Annotated in this window: 18 protein-coding genes; 5 read left to right on the top strand and 13 right to left on the bottom strand. The window is 39.3% G+C overall.

Features of this window, described 5'->3' with window-relative positions:
• Window positions 1–41: 41 nt before the first annotated feature.
• Window positions 42–500 (bottom strand): SAM-dependent methyltransferase, encoded by a 459-nt coding sequence (locus tag QNI22_RS11165; protein WP_314510716.1) that lies wholly within the window; start codon window positions 498–500, stop codon window positions 42–44.
• A gap of 155 nt (window positions 501–655) precedes the next feature.
• Here QNI22_RS11165 and QNI22_RS11170 point away from each other — a divergent pair, with 155 nt between their 5' ends.
• A complete protein-coding gene (locus QNI22_RS11170) occupies window positions 656–1,075 on the top strand; it encodes a hypothetical protein (protein WP_314510717.1) in 420 nt (139 codons plus the stop codon).
• A gap of 189 nt (window positions 1,076–1,264) precedes the next feature.
• On the opposite strand, the gene QNI22_RS11175 is transcribed toward QNI22_RS11170, so the two are convergent.
• From QNI22_RS11175 to QNI22_RS11190, 4 genes are all read right to left on the bottom strand, one after another.
• Window positions 1,265–1,921 (bottom strand): hypothetical protein, encoded by a 657-nt coding sequence (locus QNI22_RS11175; RefSeq protein ID WP_314510718.1) that lies wholly within the window; start codon window positions 1,919–1,921, stop codon window positions 1,265–1,267.
• Between the two features lie 274 nt (window positions 1,922–2,195).
• Window positions 2,196–3,248 (bottom strand): glycoside hydrolase family 5 protein, encoded by a 1,053-nt coding sequence (locus tag QNI22_RS11180; RefSeq protein WP_314511144.1) that lies wholly within the window; start codon window positions 3,246–3,248, stop codon window positions 2,196–2,198.
• Window positions 3,249–3,566: 318 nt separating this feature from the next.
• Window positions 3,567–4,457: an SDR family NAD(P)-dependent oxidoreductase gene (locus QNI22_RS11185; protein ID WP_314510719.1), complete on the bottom strand. Its 891-nt coding sequence runs from the start codon at window positions 4,455–4,457 to the stop codon at window positions 3,567–3,569.
• 70 nt (window positions 4,458–4,527) lie between these two features.
• Window positions 4,528–5,418: a helix-turn-helix domain-containing protein gene (locus QNI22_RS11190; RefSeq protein ID WP_314510720.1), complete on the bottom strand. Its 891-nt coding sequence runs from the start codon at window positions 5,416–5,418 to the stop codon at window positions 4,528–4,530.
• 216 nt (window positions 5,419–5,634) lie between these two features.
• Between QNI22_RS11190 and QNI22_RS11195 the strand changes: the two genes are divergently transcribed.
• On the top strand, window positions 5,635–6,630 hold the full coding sequence (locus tag QNI22_RS11195) for an endo alpha-1,4 polygalactosaminidase (RefSeq protein ID WP_314510721.1): 996 nt from the start codon (window positions 5,635–5,637) through the stop codon (window positions 6,628–6,630).
• Between the two features lie 886 nt (window positions 6,631–7,516).
• Here the strand turns inward: QNI22_RS11195 and QNI22_RS11200 are convergent.
• The 3 genes from QNI22_RS11200 to QNI22_RS11210 form a co-directional block, all read right to left on the bottom strand.
• A complete protein-coding gene (locus QNI22_RS11200) occupies window positions 7,517–8,590 on the bottom strand; it encodes a ligand-binding sensor domain-containing protein (protein ID WP_314510722.1) in 1,074 nt (357 codons plus the stop codon).
• Window positions 8,591–8,598: 8 nt separating this feature from the next.
• Window positions 8,599–9,141, bottom strand: coding sequence for a hypothetical protein (locus QNI22_RS11205; protein ID WP_314510723.1), 543 nt, complete (start codon window positions 9,139–9,141; stop codon window positions 8,599–8,601).
• Window positions 9,142–9,239: 98 nt separating this feature from the next.
• The gene (locus QNI22_RS11210; protein ID WP_314510724.1) at window positions 9,240–9,812 is read right to left on the bottom strand and encodes a hypothetical protein; all 573 of its coding nucleotides are present in this window, start codon (window positions 9,810–9,812) and stop codon (window positions 9,240–9,242) included.
• 204 nt (window positions 9,813–10,016) lie between these two features.
• On the opposite strand from QNI22_RS11210, the gene QNI22_RS11215 reads away from it, so the two are divergent.
• Entirely contained in the window at window positions 10,017–10,874 is an 858-nt protein-coding gene (locus tag QNI22_RS11215) for a winged helix-turn-helix domain-containing protein (RefSeq protein WP_314510725.1), read from the top strand.
• A 509-nt stretch (window positions 10,875–11,383) separates the two neighbouring features.
• Here QNI22_RS11215 and QNI22_RS11220 read toward each other — a convergent pair.
• The 5 genes from QNI22_RS11220 to QNI22_RS11240 all read right to left on the bottom strand — a co-directional run bounded on the left by QNI22_RS11220 (window position 11,384) and on the right by QNI22_RS11240 (window position 17,241).
• Window positions 11,384–11,794 carry a hypothetical protein gene (locus QNI22_RS11220; RefSeq protein WP_314510726.1) on the bottom strand — a complete coding sequence of 137 codons (411 nt, stop codon included), beginning with the start codon at window positions 11,792–11,794 and terminating at the stop codon, window positions 11,384–11,386.
• A gap of 16 nt (window positions 11,795–11,810) precedes the next feature.
• The gene (locus QNI22_RS11225) at window positions 11,811–12,329 is read right to left on the bottom strand and encodes a hypothetical protein (protein WP_314510727.1); all 519 of its coding nucleotides are present in this window, start codon (window positions 12,327–12,329) and stop codon (window positions 11,811–11,813) included.
• A 299-nt stretch (window positions 12,330–12,628) separates the two neighbouring features.
• Complete coding sequence (locus tag QNI22_RS11230; RefSeq protein ID WP_314510728.1) at window positions 12,629–13,117, bottom strand: hypothetical protein; 489 nt, start codon at window positions 13,115–13,117, stop codon at window positions 12,629–12,631.
• A 205-nt stretch (window positions 13,118–13,322) separates the two neighbouring features.
• The gene (locus tag QNI22_RS11235; protein ID WP_314510729.1) at window positions 13,323–13,685 is read right to left on the bottom strand and encodes a hypothetical protein; all 363 of its coding nucleotides are present in this window, start codon (window positions 13,683–13,685) and stop codon (window positions 13,323–13,325) included.
• A gap of 34 nt (window positions 13,686–13,719) precedes the next feature.
• A complete protein-coding gene (locus QNI22_RS11240; protein ID WP_314510730.1) occupies window positions 13,720–17,241 on the bottom strand; it encodes a DUF7619 domain-containing protein in 3,522 nt (1,173 codons plus the stop codon).
• 250 nt (window positions 17,242–17,491) lie between these two features.
• On the opposite strand from QNI22_RS11240, the gene QNI22_RS11245 reads away from it, so the two are divergent.
• Both QNI22_RS11245 and QNI22_RS11250 read left to right on the top strand, forming a co-directional pair.
• Window positions 17,492–18,082 carry a hypothetical protein gene (locus QNI22_RS11245; protein ID WP_314510731.1) on the top strand — a complete coding sequence of 197 codons (591 nt, stop codon included), beginning with the start codon at window positions 17,492–17,494 and terminating at the stop codon, window positions 18,080–18,082.
• A gap of 158 nt (window positions 18,083–18,240) precedes the next feature.
• Window positions 18,241–19,290 (top strand): ankyrin repeat domain-containing protein, encoded by a 1,050-nt coding sequence (locus QNI22_RS11250; RefSeq protein ID WP_314510732.1) that lies wholly within the window; start codon window positions 18,241–18,243, stop codon window positions 19,288–19,290.
• Window positions 19,291–19,294 lie beyond the last annotated feature (4 nt).

Raw genomic sequence — 19,294 nt, forward strand, 5'->3', positions numbered from 1 at the left:
TTGCTTTTATGGATTCGCTAAATTTTCATTTGGCAAAACAGTTATTCCCAATAATTTTTCATTAGATCCTCTACCCAGGAAGGTTGTTTTAAGCTCCCCTTTGGTTCAAATTCTTTGAATACTGGTTTTATATCTAATACAGGCGTCCCATCAATTGCATCTAAGTATTTGACTTTTAAGGTTCTACCCTTATGTTCCAGAAGTTCGACTGTGGCCAAGCCAATGGCGTTGGGTCTGTCTTTTTTTCGTTGGCCATAAATGCCCACCAAAGGATAAGCGGGATTACCTCTTGGTCGACCTGAAAAAACAATATCTCTATCTTCAACCTGATTGAAGTAGTAAATTATTTCCAGATGAGAGAAATCCGAAATCTGATCAAAGGCTTCAGTAGGAATATGATCTGCCAATTCAATTTCAGAAACAACCCCTTCCCAGTAATCATCTGTTGGGGTTTTTCGTGTGTTTTTTACAATGGCTACTGAATGTAGTTTTATTTCCATTTGATTTTTTTTGTCATAGGGAGTTAATCTAAGCTGAAAATCCTGTTAATGCGTACTAATACGATCATTATTGAGTACTAGTACGTATTGATAGGATTTATTTTTACTTCGTTATTGGGCTATGCTTTGTAAACATATTCTTCTCTATTTAACGAATGAAAGATGCCAATACGCGACTGAAAGTAGGTGATATTGTTGAAAATATTCTGTCTGGTGCTCAAATGACCATCATTCACATAACGTCTGATAAGGTGTTCAATCAAGAGATTTTCCATTGTGCCTATTTTGACAAAAAGTATTTTATGGAAATAGAAATCTTTCAGCCGGAAGAAATTAGATTCCCTTCTTCATCAAAGGATGTGGAAAGAAAAGAAAGTGATATGAACATAAGCGATATGAACATGCAGGATAGAGTACTATGTAAACATCAGGTGAATTCAGACAAACCAGTTATGAAAGTTACAGGTCTTTACCCGACTAGTATTCCACATGTCATCTGCAAATGGTTAACCCTAGATGGAGAAATACAAACTGAAATTCTTCCCTTGACAGCATTAAAAAAAGCTGAGTACTAAAACTACTTTTCTACGTTTAATCCAAGAAAAATGCACCTTAGAAAAGTGAAAGAAAAATAGGACTTGTCCAGTATCGTAAAATAAAGTGGTTTTATGTGAAGGGATTACTAATTTTTCACTAACTGTCCGATCAAGTCGTGACTAGTTCACTTTTGCAAAACGGCTGTTAGCGGTTCGGGCTTCTTTTGTCTATGGATATTCAAAACCAAATTCAATATAATCGAGTTTATCATTTTTCAGTCTGTAAATTGCATAATAAGTTGGCATATTGTTGCTCGTCAATAGTTTTGTTTTGCTGTCATTTGGAAGCTCAATTCTGTAATTAAGTTCAATACTGATTTTTGTGCTGTCTTTGGCTACATAACAAGTTCCAAGTTTTTTAATGATTTCTTTTTTGCTTATTCCAAGTTTAATTTCTTTTTCAGTCTTAAATTCCTTTGTATTTATTTGTCGGAAGTTCTGTGTAGAGTTGTCCGAATAAGCTATTTTGAAAATACTCACCTGGCTGTAATAGTCTCCTGGATGCACTGTCAGTCCAAGTTTTTGTTTTTTGTCACTCGAATAAAATACATGAGTAGAGTCGCCTTCTAATTTGGTTTGCTTTCCTAAAATAGCTAAAGTGCTTTTTACATCTCCTATTTTAATACCAGCCACAGAAGTGTCTGGGTCAACAAAAGAACATTTGGATTTATTCAATTTTTGTTGTTTTTCATACTCTTCACGTAATTCTTTGTCTGGTCCAAGAACAAGTTCTAGTCTATCGTTTTTGTCAACAGAATTTGACTGCGAATTAGTGTAGTTTGTCAAGAGTAAAATTGTCAATATTGCTACTACTATTCCCTTCATTGTTTGTCGGTTTGTGTCGTTATAGCCTGACCGTTAACTCGTAAATAGACGCATGTTTTGCATTCTTTCGTAACAAATATACCAAAAAGAATGCGCAGGTTGGATAACTATTCCATTGATTATACCTGGAAGCAAACAATGATTAGTTTCCTTAAGAGTCAATACCTCAAATGATGTATTTTTAACAAAAGGTTATCAGTATAAGCGATCATTACTTAGATGATTGACATGCAACCTGTTTTGTTGGACAACGGCAATTTTTAAGGACATCGGGTTAAGGACATTGTGAATTATTCACTAGAAATGGTGCCAGAATGGACGTTTTCTGAATGCTATTTGTATGGGTAAGGGCTGTTTCTTTGCCCCAACCTGTCAAATTAGTGAACTGGCCGTCTGTGCTCATGTCCATCACTGAACACAGCGGATCGCCTCCGCCCGCATTGCCCGGTCCCCATTCCCAAGCCAGCCACCCAATACCTAGCCGTTGAGCTTCACTGATAATGGTCTGGTAATCTACCTTTCCATTGGGTCCGCAAATACTCTCATCCCCTGCGTACGCTCCATAAGCGGCAAACTCACCCACAATAAATGGCAGGCTGGCATTGACAGCCGCTTCAAATTGCTGTCTGATAAATTGTGCATTAGCCCCCAAAGCAATAGGCCAGTAAGTATGTACCGAAAACAGTAGGTTCTTAGCCGGATCGGCCTGTATCAAATCAGCTCCAACACGCACCAGTTGCTCAAGATTTTTTCCCCAATCCGAGCCATCGATCACCAACGGCGTGTGAATACCCGCCTGCCGGAGTTGTTGCACAGCATCTGTGTAGCCTTGTATAAACTGAGCATCGGTCACCTGGTCATCACCACACTCGTTGGCAATATTGACCAGCAGGTACTGCTCGTGTTTTTTAATAAGCTGTACAATATCCGATCGTTTCCAGAATGCAACCATTTGTCCCAGCTTGCTCCACTCACCTGTGGCATCGTGCACTTCGACCATCGGAATCATTTGTTGGGCAACACAAAGCGAAATCAGATTGTCCAGTTCAGCCGCTGAAGTAGGTTGCCCGTTTTCCTCGCGGGCAAGCCAGACAATCCGAACACAATTGGCACCGGTTTTGGCAATCTGGGCGAAGGAGCTCCCCGTTCGGTCGGTCCATACGTTCATCTTGTTGACTCCCCGCAACAGGACCTGGTTGCCACAATGATCATACAGGAACCGCCCCTGTACGTAGAAGCCTGGTCGTTGGGCAGCAGTTGTATCAGGCGTTTGTGAGACAGAGTCCTGTCGCTTACAAGCTCCAGCCAGCAAGCCGATGCCTAGCACTGACAACCAAAACACGAAAAGGATGCATACTTTCATACATTTACTTCAGAAAAGTTTGGAGTCACCAATTTACCTCAATCAGGTCTGTTGAGTCAATAACCTTTTTCACACAAAAGTAATCCGTCACACGACAAGAGGTAATAAACCAGTGGTAATAACTATTTCTCTTGGTTGCCCCTAACGGTCAAGTATAAGCGCAGTGCGGATTTCGGAGCGATTCATTAACCGCCCACAGTAAACTTTGCTAAATGCCAAATCAATTTAGCTATTCAGCCCGCATTACGCTTATACAATGGTAACGATTGGTATTTTCTTCTTTCAAAGATTTAAAATCTCTTTACTATCATTCCATACTTTCTCCATTACTTCATCTTTTTGAGCAAGTTCGGAAGGCAAAGGAAAGGTCATTTTTCCCGCTCTCAATGCAGCATATTCTTTCCCCGCAGGTATACTTATTTTACCAAGTGCAATGTCAGCCAGTGCTTTGCCGGCATCCTCAATACTATTCGATTTTGGAAACACCCGTTTTCTTAAAAATGAAATCGAAAATAGTTTCCAAAGAATGCGACGGACGATACCAAGATTTTGCGTCAGCCCTGTTCCTGGAGTCGGTCCTGGGTCATAAGCAATTCCTTCCCAATTTCCTGTAAGCGTATTGATATACCTTGCAGTTAGCAGATTGCATAATTTAGAAGAAGCATAAGCCCTTTCGGCATTAATTTTATCCTTTTCATCAAGCGTTTCATCCTTTTCGGGGTAGGCTAACCAATAGATGTTTGCGTGTTTTGGTGGAGCAACCCGAGAGCCTTCGTCAGGATTGTGTGTACCACTTGTCGTTAAAATAATTTTAGTAGTATCTGCAAGATTTTGTTTCAGTAAGTCAATCAACAAAAAATGGGCTAAATGATTGACTGCAAATGTTGTTTCAAACCCATCTTCCGTTTTAGTGTCCACAGTTGGAATGCTTATTCCTGCATTACAAATCAGTACGTCAATTTTTTTGTTTTCAATCGTTGAAATTACAGCAGAGGAAAATTCCTTTACCGATCGTACGCTTTTTAAGTTTAAAGGCAAGTGTTCCGCACCTTCAATGCGCTTATTTCTATTGCCTAAAATTAAGTGAGTACCCGGTTCTTGCAGGAGTTTTTTGGAGGTAATAGCACCAAATCCCGAAGTGCCGCCTGTCATTACAATTATCTTTTCAGCCATATAAATATAGTTTTTCACTGCAAAGCTGACTATTGCCTGACTGAAAAAATTGTACACTAGCGACATCTTGCTAAACGGCTGAACTGGTGCGGATTAGTTTATTTAGTTGGCGGTAAAAATCGGCTTTTTCAAAAAAATGGTTTGGTCTATAGTTCGTGAAGAATTTAAAATCTCTTGAAAAATGAGACTGGTCAAAATAGCCCGAATTGTAGCCCACGTCGGTTAGGGTGTTATATTCAAACTGCATTTGCTTAAATGCTTTTTGGAAACGGCTAATTCTTCTGTATGATTGAATATTGACGCCTATCAGTTTTTTGAATGTACGTTCTAATTGTCGATTACTTAATGGAATGGTTTGTTTCAATTCAGTGATCGATAAATCATCATTTAAATCCCATGTATCAACCATATCAAAAATAGCCTGTTCTATGTCTGAAGGCTTTCTGATACGTGCTATTAAAAAATCTTCAATAAGGGATATGTTTTCTTTTAAATTCGTATGAGATAGTAAACAGTTGTTCAATTCGTTTGCTTTGTTACCCCATACAGAATCACTTTCAATAATAGTATTTGCGAATTTATCAATTTGAATAGTGGTAAATCGACTCATTCCATAGGGAGAAAACCTGACAAAAACTCCTTTACCTTTCTCCCATTTCATGGGTAGAGGTTCCGTTTGAATGCCAATCAGAAAATTGCGGTATTGTGAGTTGTGAATAGTAACAGACAAGTTGGTAAGAGCCCAAACCATTCCATTTTTAGGAACAAATTCTTTACGTAGGGGTTGTTCGTTTTCTGTTTCGAGAATCACAAATTCTGTAACAAACCTTCGCAAAAATATATTTTCTGGCTGTATTGAAATATGGTTTATCATTTTTACTTTTTTACTAGTCGCTAACATGTATACACCCGAAACACCTTTACTAGTTCCGTGTATTGCAGCAATAATGTGATTGCACACAACAAAGTGACTTTTTAAAGCTCTTGTCAGGTAGTAAAAAATACCCGAAATAGCTCCTCAGATACCCTCTCACTCAATCACCAAACATCCTTATGTGATCTCCAACAAGATCATACCTCTGGTATTCAAACCTGTATATCTTTCCTGAATCCCAATAGGCAAAAAGCAGAAACAAACATGATTCTTTTTCGTAAACGCATATATATCCTTTCTTCTATGAAATATACTTTCCTTTATCTTCTACTAACACCTCTACTTCTAAGTACTTCATGCAAAAAAGACGACGTTAGTGACTCCAATGCTGACTTATCAGGCATTGAGTTTAAACAGGAGATGCGAAACTTTGTACAAGGTATAAGTACTTATAGCAAAAGTATAAAAGCAGGTATGCTTATTATTCCTCAAAATGGTCATCAGATACTGACCCAAAACGGTGAGCCACAGGGCCCTTTAGCTACTTCATACATCACAGCCATTGATGGCATAGGCCGGGAAGACCTTTTTTATGGGTATGATAATGACAATACACCAACCAAAGCTTCAGATCAGAATGAAATGCTTCCTTTTTTGAACATAGCCAAAGATCATCAGGTAAAGGTACTCGTTACAGACTACTGTTCAACTCAGTCCTACATGGATGATTCCTATACTAAAAATAAAGAGAAGGGATTTATTTCATTTGCGGCAGATCACCGCGAACTGGATCATATTCCAGCCTATCCTGTTAAACCGTATGCCGAAAATAATCAGAATATTACCAATTTATCAGCAGCCCAAAATTTCCTGTATGTATTGAATACGGCGTCATATACCTCTAAAGCTGCATTTCTGGATGCAGTGAAAGCTACTAATTATGATGCCATTATTATGGATTTATTCTTCAATGATATCGCCTTTTCGAATACTGAAATTCAATCTCTAAAGACAAAAGCAAATGGAGGAAAGCGACTTGTTATCTGCTATATGAGTATTGGAGAAGCTGAAGATTATCGCTACTACTGGAATGATACCTGGAAAAGCAACAAACCAGCCTGGCTCGAAAAAGAAAATCCGGAGTGGAAAGGTAATTATAAAGTGTACTACTGGAACAAAGACTGGCAAAACATTATCTATGGAAATGATCAGTCCTATGTAAAAAAGATAACGGATGCCGGATTTGATGGTTTGTATCTCGATATCATAGATGCCTTTGAATATTTTGAAAACAAATAAAATGCTAAACCACCCTCTTTAGTTTTGTCTATAACTTATCCTACATGAAAGACTTTGTTTACTCCTACCAGTGAAGAAGAGCTATGGCTGGCTTCCGCCTGCCATTTACAAATTGTGGCTTACGTGTTTTAAACCCATAGATAAAAGCCGGATGGGATCGAAGCTGATCGTCATTTAGTTCGGTCCGACTCCAGAAGAAAACCCAATCCAGACGATTATTCCAATGGGTGTTACATCCATTGAAGGGGAAACGTATCCCGAGGATTTTGATTATCGATTAGTGGATTTGTTAATGAATGATTTTTGGCCGGTTTTATACCCTGCCAAGAGGGCCAGCAACAACTGTTCTGGCCCTCTTGGCTACCACCCTTTTTGGTCAACATTGATAAGTCCCCCTGAACATCGAGGATAACGAGAAAGGCGGTGGAAATACACTTTGCTCCCCACATCCGGTATATGTTTGCCTTGATTTAGGCTGTATAAACCGTCGTTAGGTGTAGTCTTCTGACTCTGCCGTGGCGGACAGATACGACTTTGCAGGCAGGTAGTCTCTGACTACCCGACGAAGACTAATCAAGGCACTGCCCGCACACTGTAGGCACAAGCCGATGCCTTATCCTGTCCCAGAACTTTTTCAATTTTGAAGGCCTTAGGGAAAACCTCTCTTTTTTGACCTTACACCTTTTTTGTCCTCCTGAAAGGATCTCTTGGCAAGACCGGCGGCCTTTCCGACTGGAGAGTAATTCTCTCAGGAAGGAAAAATGTCTCTATTTGTCACAAGTTTCTTTCAGAAGGACAAAAAAGAAATATGAAAAAAAGAAATAAACTTCCTTAAGTTGACAGCATTGAGCGTCCTCTTTCGCCAGAAAGGGAGGACTATTTACTATCACCACGGGCCAGTCTTCTTGACTTGATAGAAACGAATACCATCAAACCGATAGAGTCCTTGACCAGTACCCCACCACATATTCCCACCTTTATCCTGAAACATACTTTGTACACAGCAATTCAGGCCATCCGCAGGTGTAAAAACCTTAAATGCGTTGGGATTTGGTAAGGGAATCGTTGGGTCGAATCTTGTGGTGCTACCGCGAGCTGTAACCCAAATAATACCGGATTCTTCAATGAGTATTCCCCAAAATTCGGTACCCCCCAAGCCATCTTTTGAAGTATAGGATGTAAACGTTTTACCATCATATTTACAAATACCACTTTTCATTGTAAACCACATATTGCCTGCTTTGTCTTGTGCGATACCGCCTGCGTAGTTTTCGCCTAAATTTTCTTTTTCTTTGAGATGAACAAGACTTTTTTCTCCCTCTGAAGGCTTATATCGAAAAACACCTGCATTTGAAGAAGCAAACCAGATAGTACCCTCTTTGTCTTCCATGATGCCCGCAATATTCACCGCACCTAGTTCTTTGAATAATGAAAAACTTTTTTGGCCTTTCCTATCTGCTACGCGATCATATCGGTAAACTCCTCCATGAGTACCCACCCAGCTATTGCCCGCTTTGTCAAAAAGAATACCTTTCCGGGTTATATCTACATGGGTTAGTCCATCTTTTTGATTATAGTTTTTGAAGGTTTTACCGTCATATTTATAAACTCCCTGGTCTGTCCCAAACCACATATTTCCATCCTTATCTTCATTGATAGCATAAACCGTTTGGTTAGCAAAACCATCGGGGGTAGAAAAGTAAGTCAACGTTTTTACATCGTATTTCACAACTCCGTCGCCTATTGTCCCAAACCATATATTTCCTTTTGAGTCCTGAAAAATACTTCTGATATACTGACTAACTAAGGTTGTGTCAAAATCAGGAGCTAAAGAAGCCGGTTTAAAGTTTCTGATTACGTTAGGAATGGGTTTGGATGCATTTGTTTTGACTTGTCCGTTGCAGGAAGTGCAAAAACCAAACACCAAGAGCAAAGCAAATAGATGTATGTATTTCATCATGTATTTGCTCAGCAGCCGCCTTTGCGAGGGGCACGCTTATACAGTATTTTACTGTCTCGTTCCACATAGTCGCCCGCTACGATCGGATAGGAATACTTGGGTGCGTACGATACAAAACGGCTTCTTATTAGTAGTTTGTCGTTAACTTTCAGGCTATGCAATGGCTGAAATTCAGTAGACTGTTGTAGCCCAAAACTAAGAATGTAATCGTCACCATTAATCCTGACCATCAATCCGAAGCCCAATCGTGAGCCTGGTGGAAGAGCAAGAGAGGTTACAACACCCTCCATAGGAATAGAATCACGTATAGACTTCCTTAGTTTAGCAGCCCCGGCAAGCACTTTTTTACCTTCGGCAGATGCTTCCCATTTTTTGTACTGTATGCCGTCAGGAGTAGCTTCCCATTTTTTCAATGCAGCTTCCCTTTCCGCAGCAGAGAGTGGCTTTGGGGTTGATTTTTCAGAAGTTTCCTTTTTGATTTCGCGATAGGCAAATGCCAGTCCGCTTGCCACAACCAGCGGTATGATCAGAACATAGATAATTTTTTTCATATTTTTCGTAGTTTTAACTAATACAGATCAATCCTCTAACAAATCAGATCCGTTCAAGGTATTTCGGAGTCGGACTTGTATAAATACGTTATTGAATACTAATTGGCCTTATGGAATACGGTCTTCCAGGAACGTACTTTGCCGTATAAGTCTGATTTTGCACTGGCCTGAACAGTGATAGACTTGCCATCATTGCTCAAGTTCCAAACCTCCGTTACGTAAACAATCATTTGTTCGAGCACACTGGTATTGGAAGCAGAGGCAACCCCCAGGTGTACAGTTGAGTTAACCGTCATTGTTTGTCTATCAGCTGACATCTTTACGGTAAACTTCTTTCCTCTTTCCGGGCCATGATTAATTTGGTTTTCTTTACCGTCGAAGGTCAGCTTCTCCTGACTTGTAACCGGCGTTGTACCAGGAAACGAGCTTGATACGGCTATGGTTAAAAAATCTGCATGCTCTGTTATTTTCATTGTTGTAGCAAGCATACGATCACCCGAGTCATAGCAACAAACAATATTTCCGCCCATACTTATCGACTCTTTGGATTTCCATTCGCCAGAAAAGTTAGCATGATGCGTGTCATTTTTTTGCTGTGCCTGTACAGCAAAAAAAATTACTCCTGTTAACAGAATAATCAGGCAGAACAAAACGTTTCTTTTAATTTTCATCTATGTATTTTTGCTTTTTAAGGGTGATGAAGCAATCCTGATTTACCGTGCGGGGTTGGGCAAAATCAGGATAGTTCCTGTCAAAATTGATGCAGCAAATCTACTTTGATATTCTTCGGCTTGAGAAATTTGGATTGTAAATAATACTGTAAACTTTGTAAATATTCTCGTGACAGTATGCTTGTTAAAAGAAATTTCCTGCACATGAAACGTACACACATCAGTGGAGTATTGATTCTGTTGTTCATTTCGGTAATCTGCGTGGCTTTCCGTATGACCGGCAATGATGACTTTGACTCTGCCCGAAGGGAAATCCTGCTTCGCCGGATCGGACACGAACTGCTCCTTCAGTCGGGCGACAGTACCTCACGGGTATTACCGGTAAAAAAGATTGCCGGTAATGAATACCAGATAAGCTTTGAACATGCGTTTGCTTTCCAACCCGGCTCCCTGGTAAATACTACCCAGCGTTTGCTGGCCAAAGATCCGCTCGCAAGTGAGTATGTTGTCAACGTACTCAACTGTGCCGATGCCACCATAGTCTACGGATATATGATATCAAAAAATAAGAAAGATGACATTGTAGCCTGTATCGGAAGACGGCAACCCCTGGCGTGTTACAAGATTAATATTAAATTCAAACCGACCGGAATAATTACCCCAACGAATGGATATGTTCTGGGCAGCCTGACCGTTTTAGCATTTGCTGGATTTATTTTTTTAAGATCTGTTAAGCCACCGAAGGCCTTACCTGACAGTCCTGCTATAGTCACGTTAGGATCAATGTCGTTCGACACAGAGACTGGTAAGCTCCTGACCAATGGAAAGACCATAGATCTGACCAAAACGGAAACCCGTGTACTACGCATTTTCGCGTTGTCTCCTAACGAGGCTATCGAGCGAAGCCGGCTACAAAAAGAGATATGGGAAGATGAAGGTGTTATTGTAGGCCGTAGTCTGGATATGTTCATTTCAAAACTCAGGAAAAAACTGGAATTTGATCCGAACATCAAGATTGTTGTCATACGTGGCAAAGGCTATAAGCTTGAAATCAGTTCTTGAGAAGGAGGCTGCCGGCAACTGGATCAGAAACGGGTACCCAATGACCTGGGTTTCTGTAAAAATTCATTTCCAACCAGAACTCAGTACCTGGTACAATTTTTATAAATTTTACATCATACTTAGTGTGTAGATCAAAATAGCCTTTATCTGATTGGATGGCAATCGAAGAGTCAAAACTAAAGTTTCTTTTCAGTGAAGGTAGCAAGCAAAAGGCCTGAATGCATCTCCAGATCTTTTGTGTTATAAAGTTTATAAGTAGAAAACCATTTGTACTACTTCATCCTACTGCACCACAACACGCTGTATCGAAGTACCCTTGTTGGTCTGAATATAGATCAGATACATACCGCTTAGCCTGCATAATTAGCTGTATAGCCTGATTACTTGTGGATAAAATGGCCATTCGCAGTTGTAGACTCCACTATAAAGTGAGCCAGTCATAGTTAGAGCCTAGCTAACATTGGCAAATTCAACAGGAGCTATAAAACTTTAAGATTTTTTTGGTTATTTCATAAATCTGTGTCAGACTTAGGCGGGAAATGATATACCTTTTCCGTTTTAAAAGATATGTCTTTAGCAGCAACAAAGAATCCAAAATCTTCCTGTTCCTCAAAATACTCTGGGATAATCTTAAATAATGTATAGCCTTCTTCGATCTGATACTTAGCATTCAAATATAAATTTTCTTCATCAGAGGCCAGCATAAGCATATCTTTTGAGGTATCTGTCATCCACGTATAATTTATTTCCATAAAAGAGGTAGCAATGAATGTGATCTCAATTGTATAATTTGAACTCAAGTCAATGCCTCCTATTATTTTCAAGCTTCCATATTCAAAGGCGAGTATTTTAAAGTCTTGCCAAAGGTCTTTCTTAACAAAATTATTTATTTCAAGAATTGTTTGTTTCAGCTTGTCCATAAGAAGCAATCAAGTCTCAATACGATATAGGTTTATAGGATAAATCCTGGTTAAAGTACAATTCTACTTTTTTATACACCTCACTTCTATATTTGTTAATATAAGAAAACAAACCAACAGGATAGTAACAATCAGCCTGAAAAACATCGAACTGAACGTTTAATACCAGGGCATAAGGTATACCCTTAATCTTATCAATCAGCAAAAATGCTAGATCGCCAACCAATAAATTTTTATCAAAAGCGCAAACCCTGGCAGATGTTATAGTTGAGTCCAATATAAGTCTTATAGTGCTATGTTGTTTTGTAGAAAAAGTAGTGACGAGTGAACGATACAAACTATCCTCTACAATTCTGGAGCAATCATTATCCCAATTAAAAGAAACCCCATTCGGTAATTCTATTAAAATAACACCATTCACTATTTTCAATTGATTCCTTGTATGTACATAGACACTATCCACTGAAACGTCAGAGCTTGACGAAGAGCAAGACAATAAAAGAGCCAATACACTAGTATATAGTATGTTTTTCATTCGTATGTTTTTCAGATGATTATTTCATCATGAGACAGTCACTCTCCCAAAAGTGATTGCTCTATTTTATCTAATCTCTTATGAATTGTATTTGTAGGTAAGTCTGTCTTTCTGCGAATACTTGCCCGGCCTCTTAGAAATACAAAACAGCACAAGGCTTGGGGGTTACTCCCAACTGGAAGGTTAATTAATATAAACATCTACCACTTCATTTTTATATTCAATATAGGTTATCTGGACATGAACTGGCAGAAAGAAACAATGCATAAAGTAATCAAAATATATTTCCACACAAGTATTTACTTATCCAGATATACAATAGACCTGGCCGGGTTTTCAACCCAATAGGTCACTTCAAGTGGTTGTCCTTCTCTTAGATTGGGGTAGTTTTTCAGAGAATCAGATCCTATATATTGAATACGTTCATAGTCTTTCCCATCAACAGTATATTCAAACTTAACAGAACCAGACACAGACATTACACTTAGAACCACTCCTGCTGTTTTATGTGTTTTTTCGTCTTCTAAAAAGACAGGTCTATTATAAAATACGTTCAGGTTTTCACAATCTTCACTATCATATTCGGCATAATACCTGTCACCTACCATATGAGATCCTGATAGCGCTAATATGGTACTGCAAGAATCATAGGTAAAAACACCACCGAACCCAGTCGCTAAAGGAACTCTTTTACTAATTAGTGCGATTGTTTGAACAGGTTTTCCTTTAAAAGAAGTATCCATAGAATTATAAGCCGCGAAGACAATACCACCTACGATTAGCAACATAATACTACAGGTTACTATCTTGTCCATTGTACTGCTCATATATATTTCTCTTTAAATGTATGCTTACAGATGATTCTTTTGCTCTTTTTAAGCTAGTCTTACTAATAACAGGAAAGTAAGCCAATGACTACAAACCACAACAAAGGTTCAGACAAACATCCAAACCTTTGTTGATATAACCGTCTGTATCGCTCTTTACAAAATCTTATCGTGTGGCTACTACCCGCAAAGGTACTTCTTTCACCCTTGGATTTGTTCGTCTAACCGCTGCAATCTCTCTTTTCAAATGGGCTATATCGGCTACTTTTAGCAGGAAAATGGCTTCATCCATACTGTGGATAGTCCCCTGCTGGATTGCCATCTCAAAAGCAGGCCGATATTCTTGAGAAGCTTCTCTGGTAAGGGTGAGTATAACCCAGTCTTCGGTATAGGTTAATTGGGCGATCTGACCTTCTGCATATAGCCGCTGAAAGTGTTCAATACTGATGGGTATACCGGGGTCGCGAGGCATACATCCACTCAGGGATAACACCAGTAGTACTGTAATAAAATGTATAGTCCGGAACATAATTTACATCTAAGTTAAAACAATCCATACTTTCCTACTGTACGACAACGCGCTGAATGGAAGTACCTTTATTGGTATGAATATGGAGCAGATACATACCCTTAGGCTTAGCCTGCATATTCAGTTGTACAGCCTGGCTGTCTGTAGCAGAGAGGCTTACAGTCTCTAACTCACCAAGCAGGTTATAGATTTTAACCTGCTCAATACGCAAAGAGGCATCTACCGACTGAATCCATACCTGACTCTGGGTAGGATTCGGATACAGGCTCAGCTTGCCTTTCAGGGCATCCGGTTCAGAAGCCATTACCTTGTCAATAATCGAATCATCCAGTTGATTGGCAGGGTTAATTATCTTAGGCACATCATACATTACGTTCGTTGTTGTATTGGTACGCACCGGATCGTTGTAGTCAAAGAAGATGTCAGCATAATTCTCAATAAGAGTCCTCTCTGGTAGATTAGCTTTTGGTTTGATTGAGAACTGAATAAATCCGTTGCTGCCTGCCTGATCACGGGTGCTATCGGGTAGGTTAATATTATAAAATGTCCAGGTTAGTACAGGTTGTCCTTTGCCACTTACTTTCAGTGAATAGGTATGTGAGGCAGCTCCTATTTGCAGCGTGGCTATATCCAGATTTTCAGACAAGGTATCTACTACCACCACTTTATAGGCATAATCAGTTCCGGTATTCTGGAAATGAATGGTATACTTCAACTCTGTATCTGTTGGTGTATAATGGTCATTGGCAGTTCCTGCCGGACTTACCTGTTTGTCGTTGGGATCAAACGAATCAATGATTGGCATACATTGAATGGCTACCTCGGGCTCGATATCATCCTGTGGCAGTATATCTACCAATCCTTTGCTCACTACATCACTAGTAGAAGCTATACACCCCTCAATAGTGAGATTGGATTGGGATTTACGTGGGTGATCCGGCCGCTGGTCAGCTTCCAGACGAATGGTTTTGCCATTGGCAGGTATTTTTAACACCAAACTATCTCCTGTTATTAACTTATAGTTCTTCCGAAAAGCTAACTGAGCATCCAGCAATATTCTAAACTCAGCACTATCAGCCATTGACTGTCCGATGTTTTTAATCACCATCTGTACCCGACCATTCCCCACGCACTTACCTATTAGTATAATATCCGACTTATCCCATTGTGAATTTGCGGGTAGCGTAGCGGTATACTCATTTGGAGGAGTAATCCAGACTTTGGTACATTGTGTCAGTCCGGTAATATTAGCCACGCATGCTACCGAATCCATGATATAAATACTGCCTGACTGGTTAGGTTTCAGACTATCAATACTAAACACATAGTTGTTATCTGCATCAATAGTATATGGTTTGTTAGCGGACTTAAAAATAACATACTGAGGCAGTTTTACATATACCTTCACATTGGTAGCAGCTATATACCCAGTGTTGGAATAGGTAACAGCCATCATGCTGGTAAAGCATCTTCGGCGACGATCTGAATTTACAGATACTTCCAGATGAGGCACATCAATAACCGTGTTGGCAAAGTTGATACCGGTTACCTGGTCTTTTTCCTTAGCTACTGTAACCGATTCGGATACGTTGCTGGCAGGACACACAGGTTGTAGCAATATCTTGTCTGCATTGAGTACCTGGCTCACTGTATACGTTCCTACAGGCACTGGTATCCGATAGTTGCCTAATTTATCTGTGCTGGCATAATATTTACCAGGATTCGCTACTACTGTAATAGATGGAATCCCTGCATCTGTGTTGTCAAAGCCACAATTCTGATTTCTGTCAGCATAGATTTTACCACTGATATACGATTTTTGATCTGTACTGTACACAAAAACACCTGCTTTAGGATTTGTCCAATAGACATCTCCCTCTTTACTCACAGCAAGCTCAGTAGGCATACAGTGTGGAATATCTATTTTAGATAACAATCTTCCTGTAGAATCCAGCTTTTGAATACGATAGTTATCACTATCAGCAATCCATACATTATCTTCAGAGTCTGTTGTTATTCCTATAGGATAAGAGAACTTTCCATCTGTAATCCCACCTACCTTTAACAAAAAATTGCCATTCGTATCAAATTTTTTGATATTATTTGAAGAATAATTCGTTACCCAAATATTTCCCTGTCTATCTGTTGTAATCCCATAAGGCATCTCTTGCACCTCATCCCCATAATATTTAGTTGCCAGTAAAAACTTGCCAGTCGAATCAAATTTCTGAATTGTAAGATTGGTGAGATCTGTAATCCATACATTTCCCTGAGGGTCTACCGCTATTCCACCTGGAGAATAAAGCTCTCCAATGAGAATTCCTACATGACCTATCCTTTGTAAAAACTTACCATTGGAATCAAATTTTTTAGCACACCAGTTGCCTATATCTGTAATCCATACATTCCCTTGAACGTCTGTTGTGATACCATAAGGATTAGTTAGGTGAAGAGGATAATCACCAGGTGCAACAGGATCAAATGAAAATAAGAAATTACCTTCTACATCAAATTTCTGAATACGATGATTACTACGCTCTACTACCCATGTATTACCTTGTTTATCCACTGCAATCCCCCGTGGAGATATAAAATCGCCATCTTTTGATTTGGGATATATATAGTTGCCAATAAAATTTCCAATATTGTCAAACTTTTGAATACGATTGTAATGATAATCTGCTACCCAGACAGTACCATGATTATCGATAGTGATTCCACGTGGGTCATAAAATGTATCATTCTGTGAGCCAAAAGATATAACTGTGGATATCACGAAGCCATTTTTGTCAAATTTCTGAATACAATTCCACAATTGATTTATAATCCAGACATTATCTTCCTTATCGATTACTACGCCCCAGGGATCGATTACCCGGTTATTATCCCCTATGAAATTGGTAAGTTTGAGCAGAAATTTACCAGTTGGGTCAAACTTCTGCATACATCTGCTCCCGTAATTTGCTACCCAGACATTTCCCTGACTATCTATGGCCAAGCCGGTTGGAGTGTGTAATTGTCCATCTCCATCTCCATATGAGCCGAATCTTACTAAAAATCTGCCAGTTGGATCAAACTTCTGGATGCATGAGTTTCCTCTATTGATTACCCAAACATTCCCTTCAGAGTCCAGCGTTATTTTGCCTGGGTTGTTTAACTGCCCATTACCATTTCCTTTTGAATCAAGTTTAAGTAATACATTTCCAAGCGCATCCAATTTGGTTATCTGGTTATTATAGCCATCAGTCACCCAAATATTGCCTACTGCATCCAAAGCTATATATTTTATCAAGTCTGTGTATGCATATATCTTTGATGTCTTATTAGCAGCAACAATAGTAGAATAATAACCTCCATCTGGATCCATCTTTACTACAGAACCATTATCACTGGAAACATATACAAAGCCTTGTTTATCTACGGCTATATCATTTGGTGCATCTATAGCCATTTTCCCTATAGTCCGTTTAAATGTATACTCCTGGCCCCATCCTGAAACAGAGAATACAATAGTAACAAGTATAAATAAAAGAGTAACTTGTAAAGTTTTCATCATAGAATAAATACAGCAATTCAATTACAAAAGTAGCTAAACAAATACAACGTTTTATGGCAACTACAATTATTTCCTATTTTTACAGAGAACTTTTGTCTGGAAATAGATAGAAGTGAGTTAACCTGGTAGTGGTGAATGGAAAGAAAGTAGTACGTAGATTTGACGAAAGGTAATTCTGTCGGAATGTATTCACAGGTCCAATGATGATACTATACAAATCAGCGAAGCCCCATCAAACCAATTAAAAGCGATGCATCTGAAAGGATACGTAGTTGTGGAAAGACGGCCAGACTTAATTTGGCTGAATCATCCGATTTCAAGAGGTAAGAATACTGCCTACATGGGATTTGATGGCTTTCGTACTTATCCCAACGTAGATGAGTGGATTGAGTTCTCAAACTCATCCATAGACAGATATAATGAAGATAGCTGGCATTGTATAGAACTTGAAGAAGTACTATCGTATTTCAACTGGTTTGTTCGTACTTACCCAGATCAAACAGTTAATCTACTATATCTGTGTGAAGAATCGGATACCACACTACCAGACCCTCGATTCACTTTTATAGGCTATGATTATGGGGTAGTATATGAAGACTATACGTATCCCTTTTTTTCCTCACTGATCAATGAAGTACGCATAGGTGGAAATCCGCTTTTAACCCAGTTTATAAATATAGTAAATTCATTCTACCTTTTACCAACCCTTGAGGATTGCGTTGCCTATGCCTCAGCCCGACAATTAGCTTTAAAAATAGATACCAGTTGTATGGAAAGTGCGTACGATGGCAGTTCGTTCGCTCCATTCAAAGTATTTTTGTTTCATTACCAGCAGAGCTGATAGGGAAAATAGGAGGTATTGTGAGTGTTATAACGGCACTATGTGTTATTTTCTACTTTATTAGTCTTTTTAACCCATTTTAAAACCAGAAACAAGCAACAGATCTTTACCTGGAAGATTTGCTCGCATGGAGACCTCAGACTATTTAATACTAAGCCATGGCAAAGAAAAGGAAAACCTTACCCAAAAATTTTGAAGAGCTATTAAGCACAGGAGATCTTCAGGCACTGAAAGCAGTGTTTACTACATGTGAGCCAGATGCTCGTGGAGGGTATGCAAAAGCAACAGCACTGGACTTTGATAACTGTCCCCATGAACTGGCTGTATGGTTAGTGCAACAAGGAGCATATTTACAAGCCACAGATACCTGGGGGAACACCCCTCTACACAATCGGTCACGTAGTGTACATGGCAATATAAAAAGTTTGTTGACACTGGGTGCCTATGTACATGCTAAAAACAACCATAAAGATACACCTCTGCATACGGCAGCAAGTGCCCATAACGTTGAGAATACAGAGCTTTTGCTTGCCTATGGAGCATACATACATGCCCTCAATTCCGATGGCAATACTCCTTTGGAACAAGCATTACAAATGTGTCGGAATGCCTATATTGTTAACACTGTAAAACTAGCTAAAATATACCTGCAGGCTGGTGTACAAATAACACCCAAAATGAAAGGATTTGTACACGCTATAGGGAAACAGTTCGAATTCTACCGAGCTGGTTTCAATCAGGAGTATGTGGAAGAGGTAAGTGCAGCTCTGGAAGAATTATACCAGCTATTTGATGTGGAACCTGTGGCAAAACGAATACTGCATGATGGAAAATCTCCTATAACCACTACTACTCAAACCTGGCAACAACAACATACAGAACTTTGGAATCTTTTGGTTCCCTCCAGTGGCCCGGCAGCAACCCTACAAGGTGAGGTGATTCGAATCACAGGACGAATTGCCAATGAAGTACAAGGCAATGGAGGCATAAATTGGGATAGTGAGTATAAGAAAATGGCAGATGCATTCCTTGCTTTCATTAAAGAGGGAAATCCCCTCTCCTCTTCTGAAATTGTGGAGGCACAAGAACTTGTAAGAAAAATTAAACGAAGATCAGGCGATACGTCCAGACTGTGTGAACTGGGTGTACAATGGGTAACCAACAACCCCTTGCCCTTAATTCTTTCACATGTAGAGTACAATCGATAAAATA

Source organism: Xanthocytophaga agilis, from assembly GCF_030068605.1.
GTDB classification, from domain to species: Bacteria; Bacteroidota; Bacteroidia; order Cytophagales; family 172606-1; genus Xanthocytophaga; species Xanthocytophaga agilis.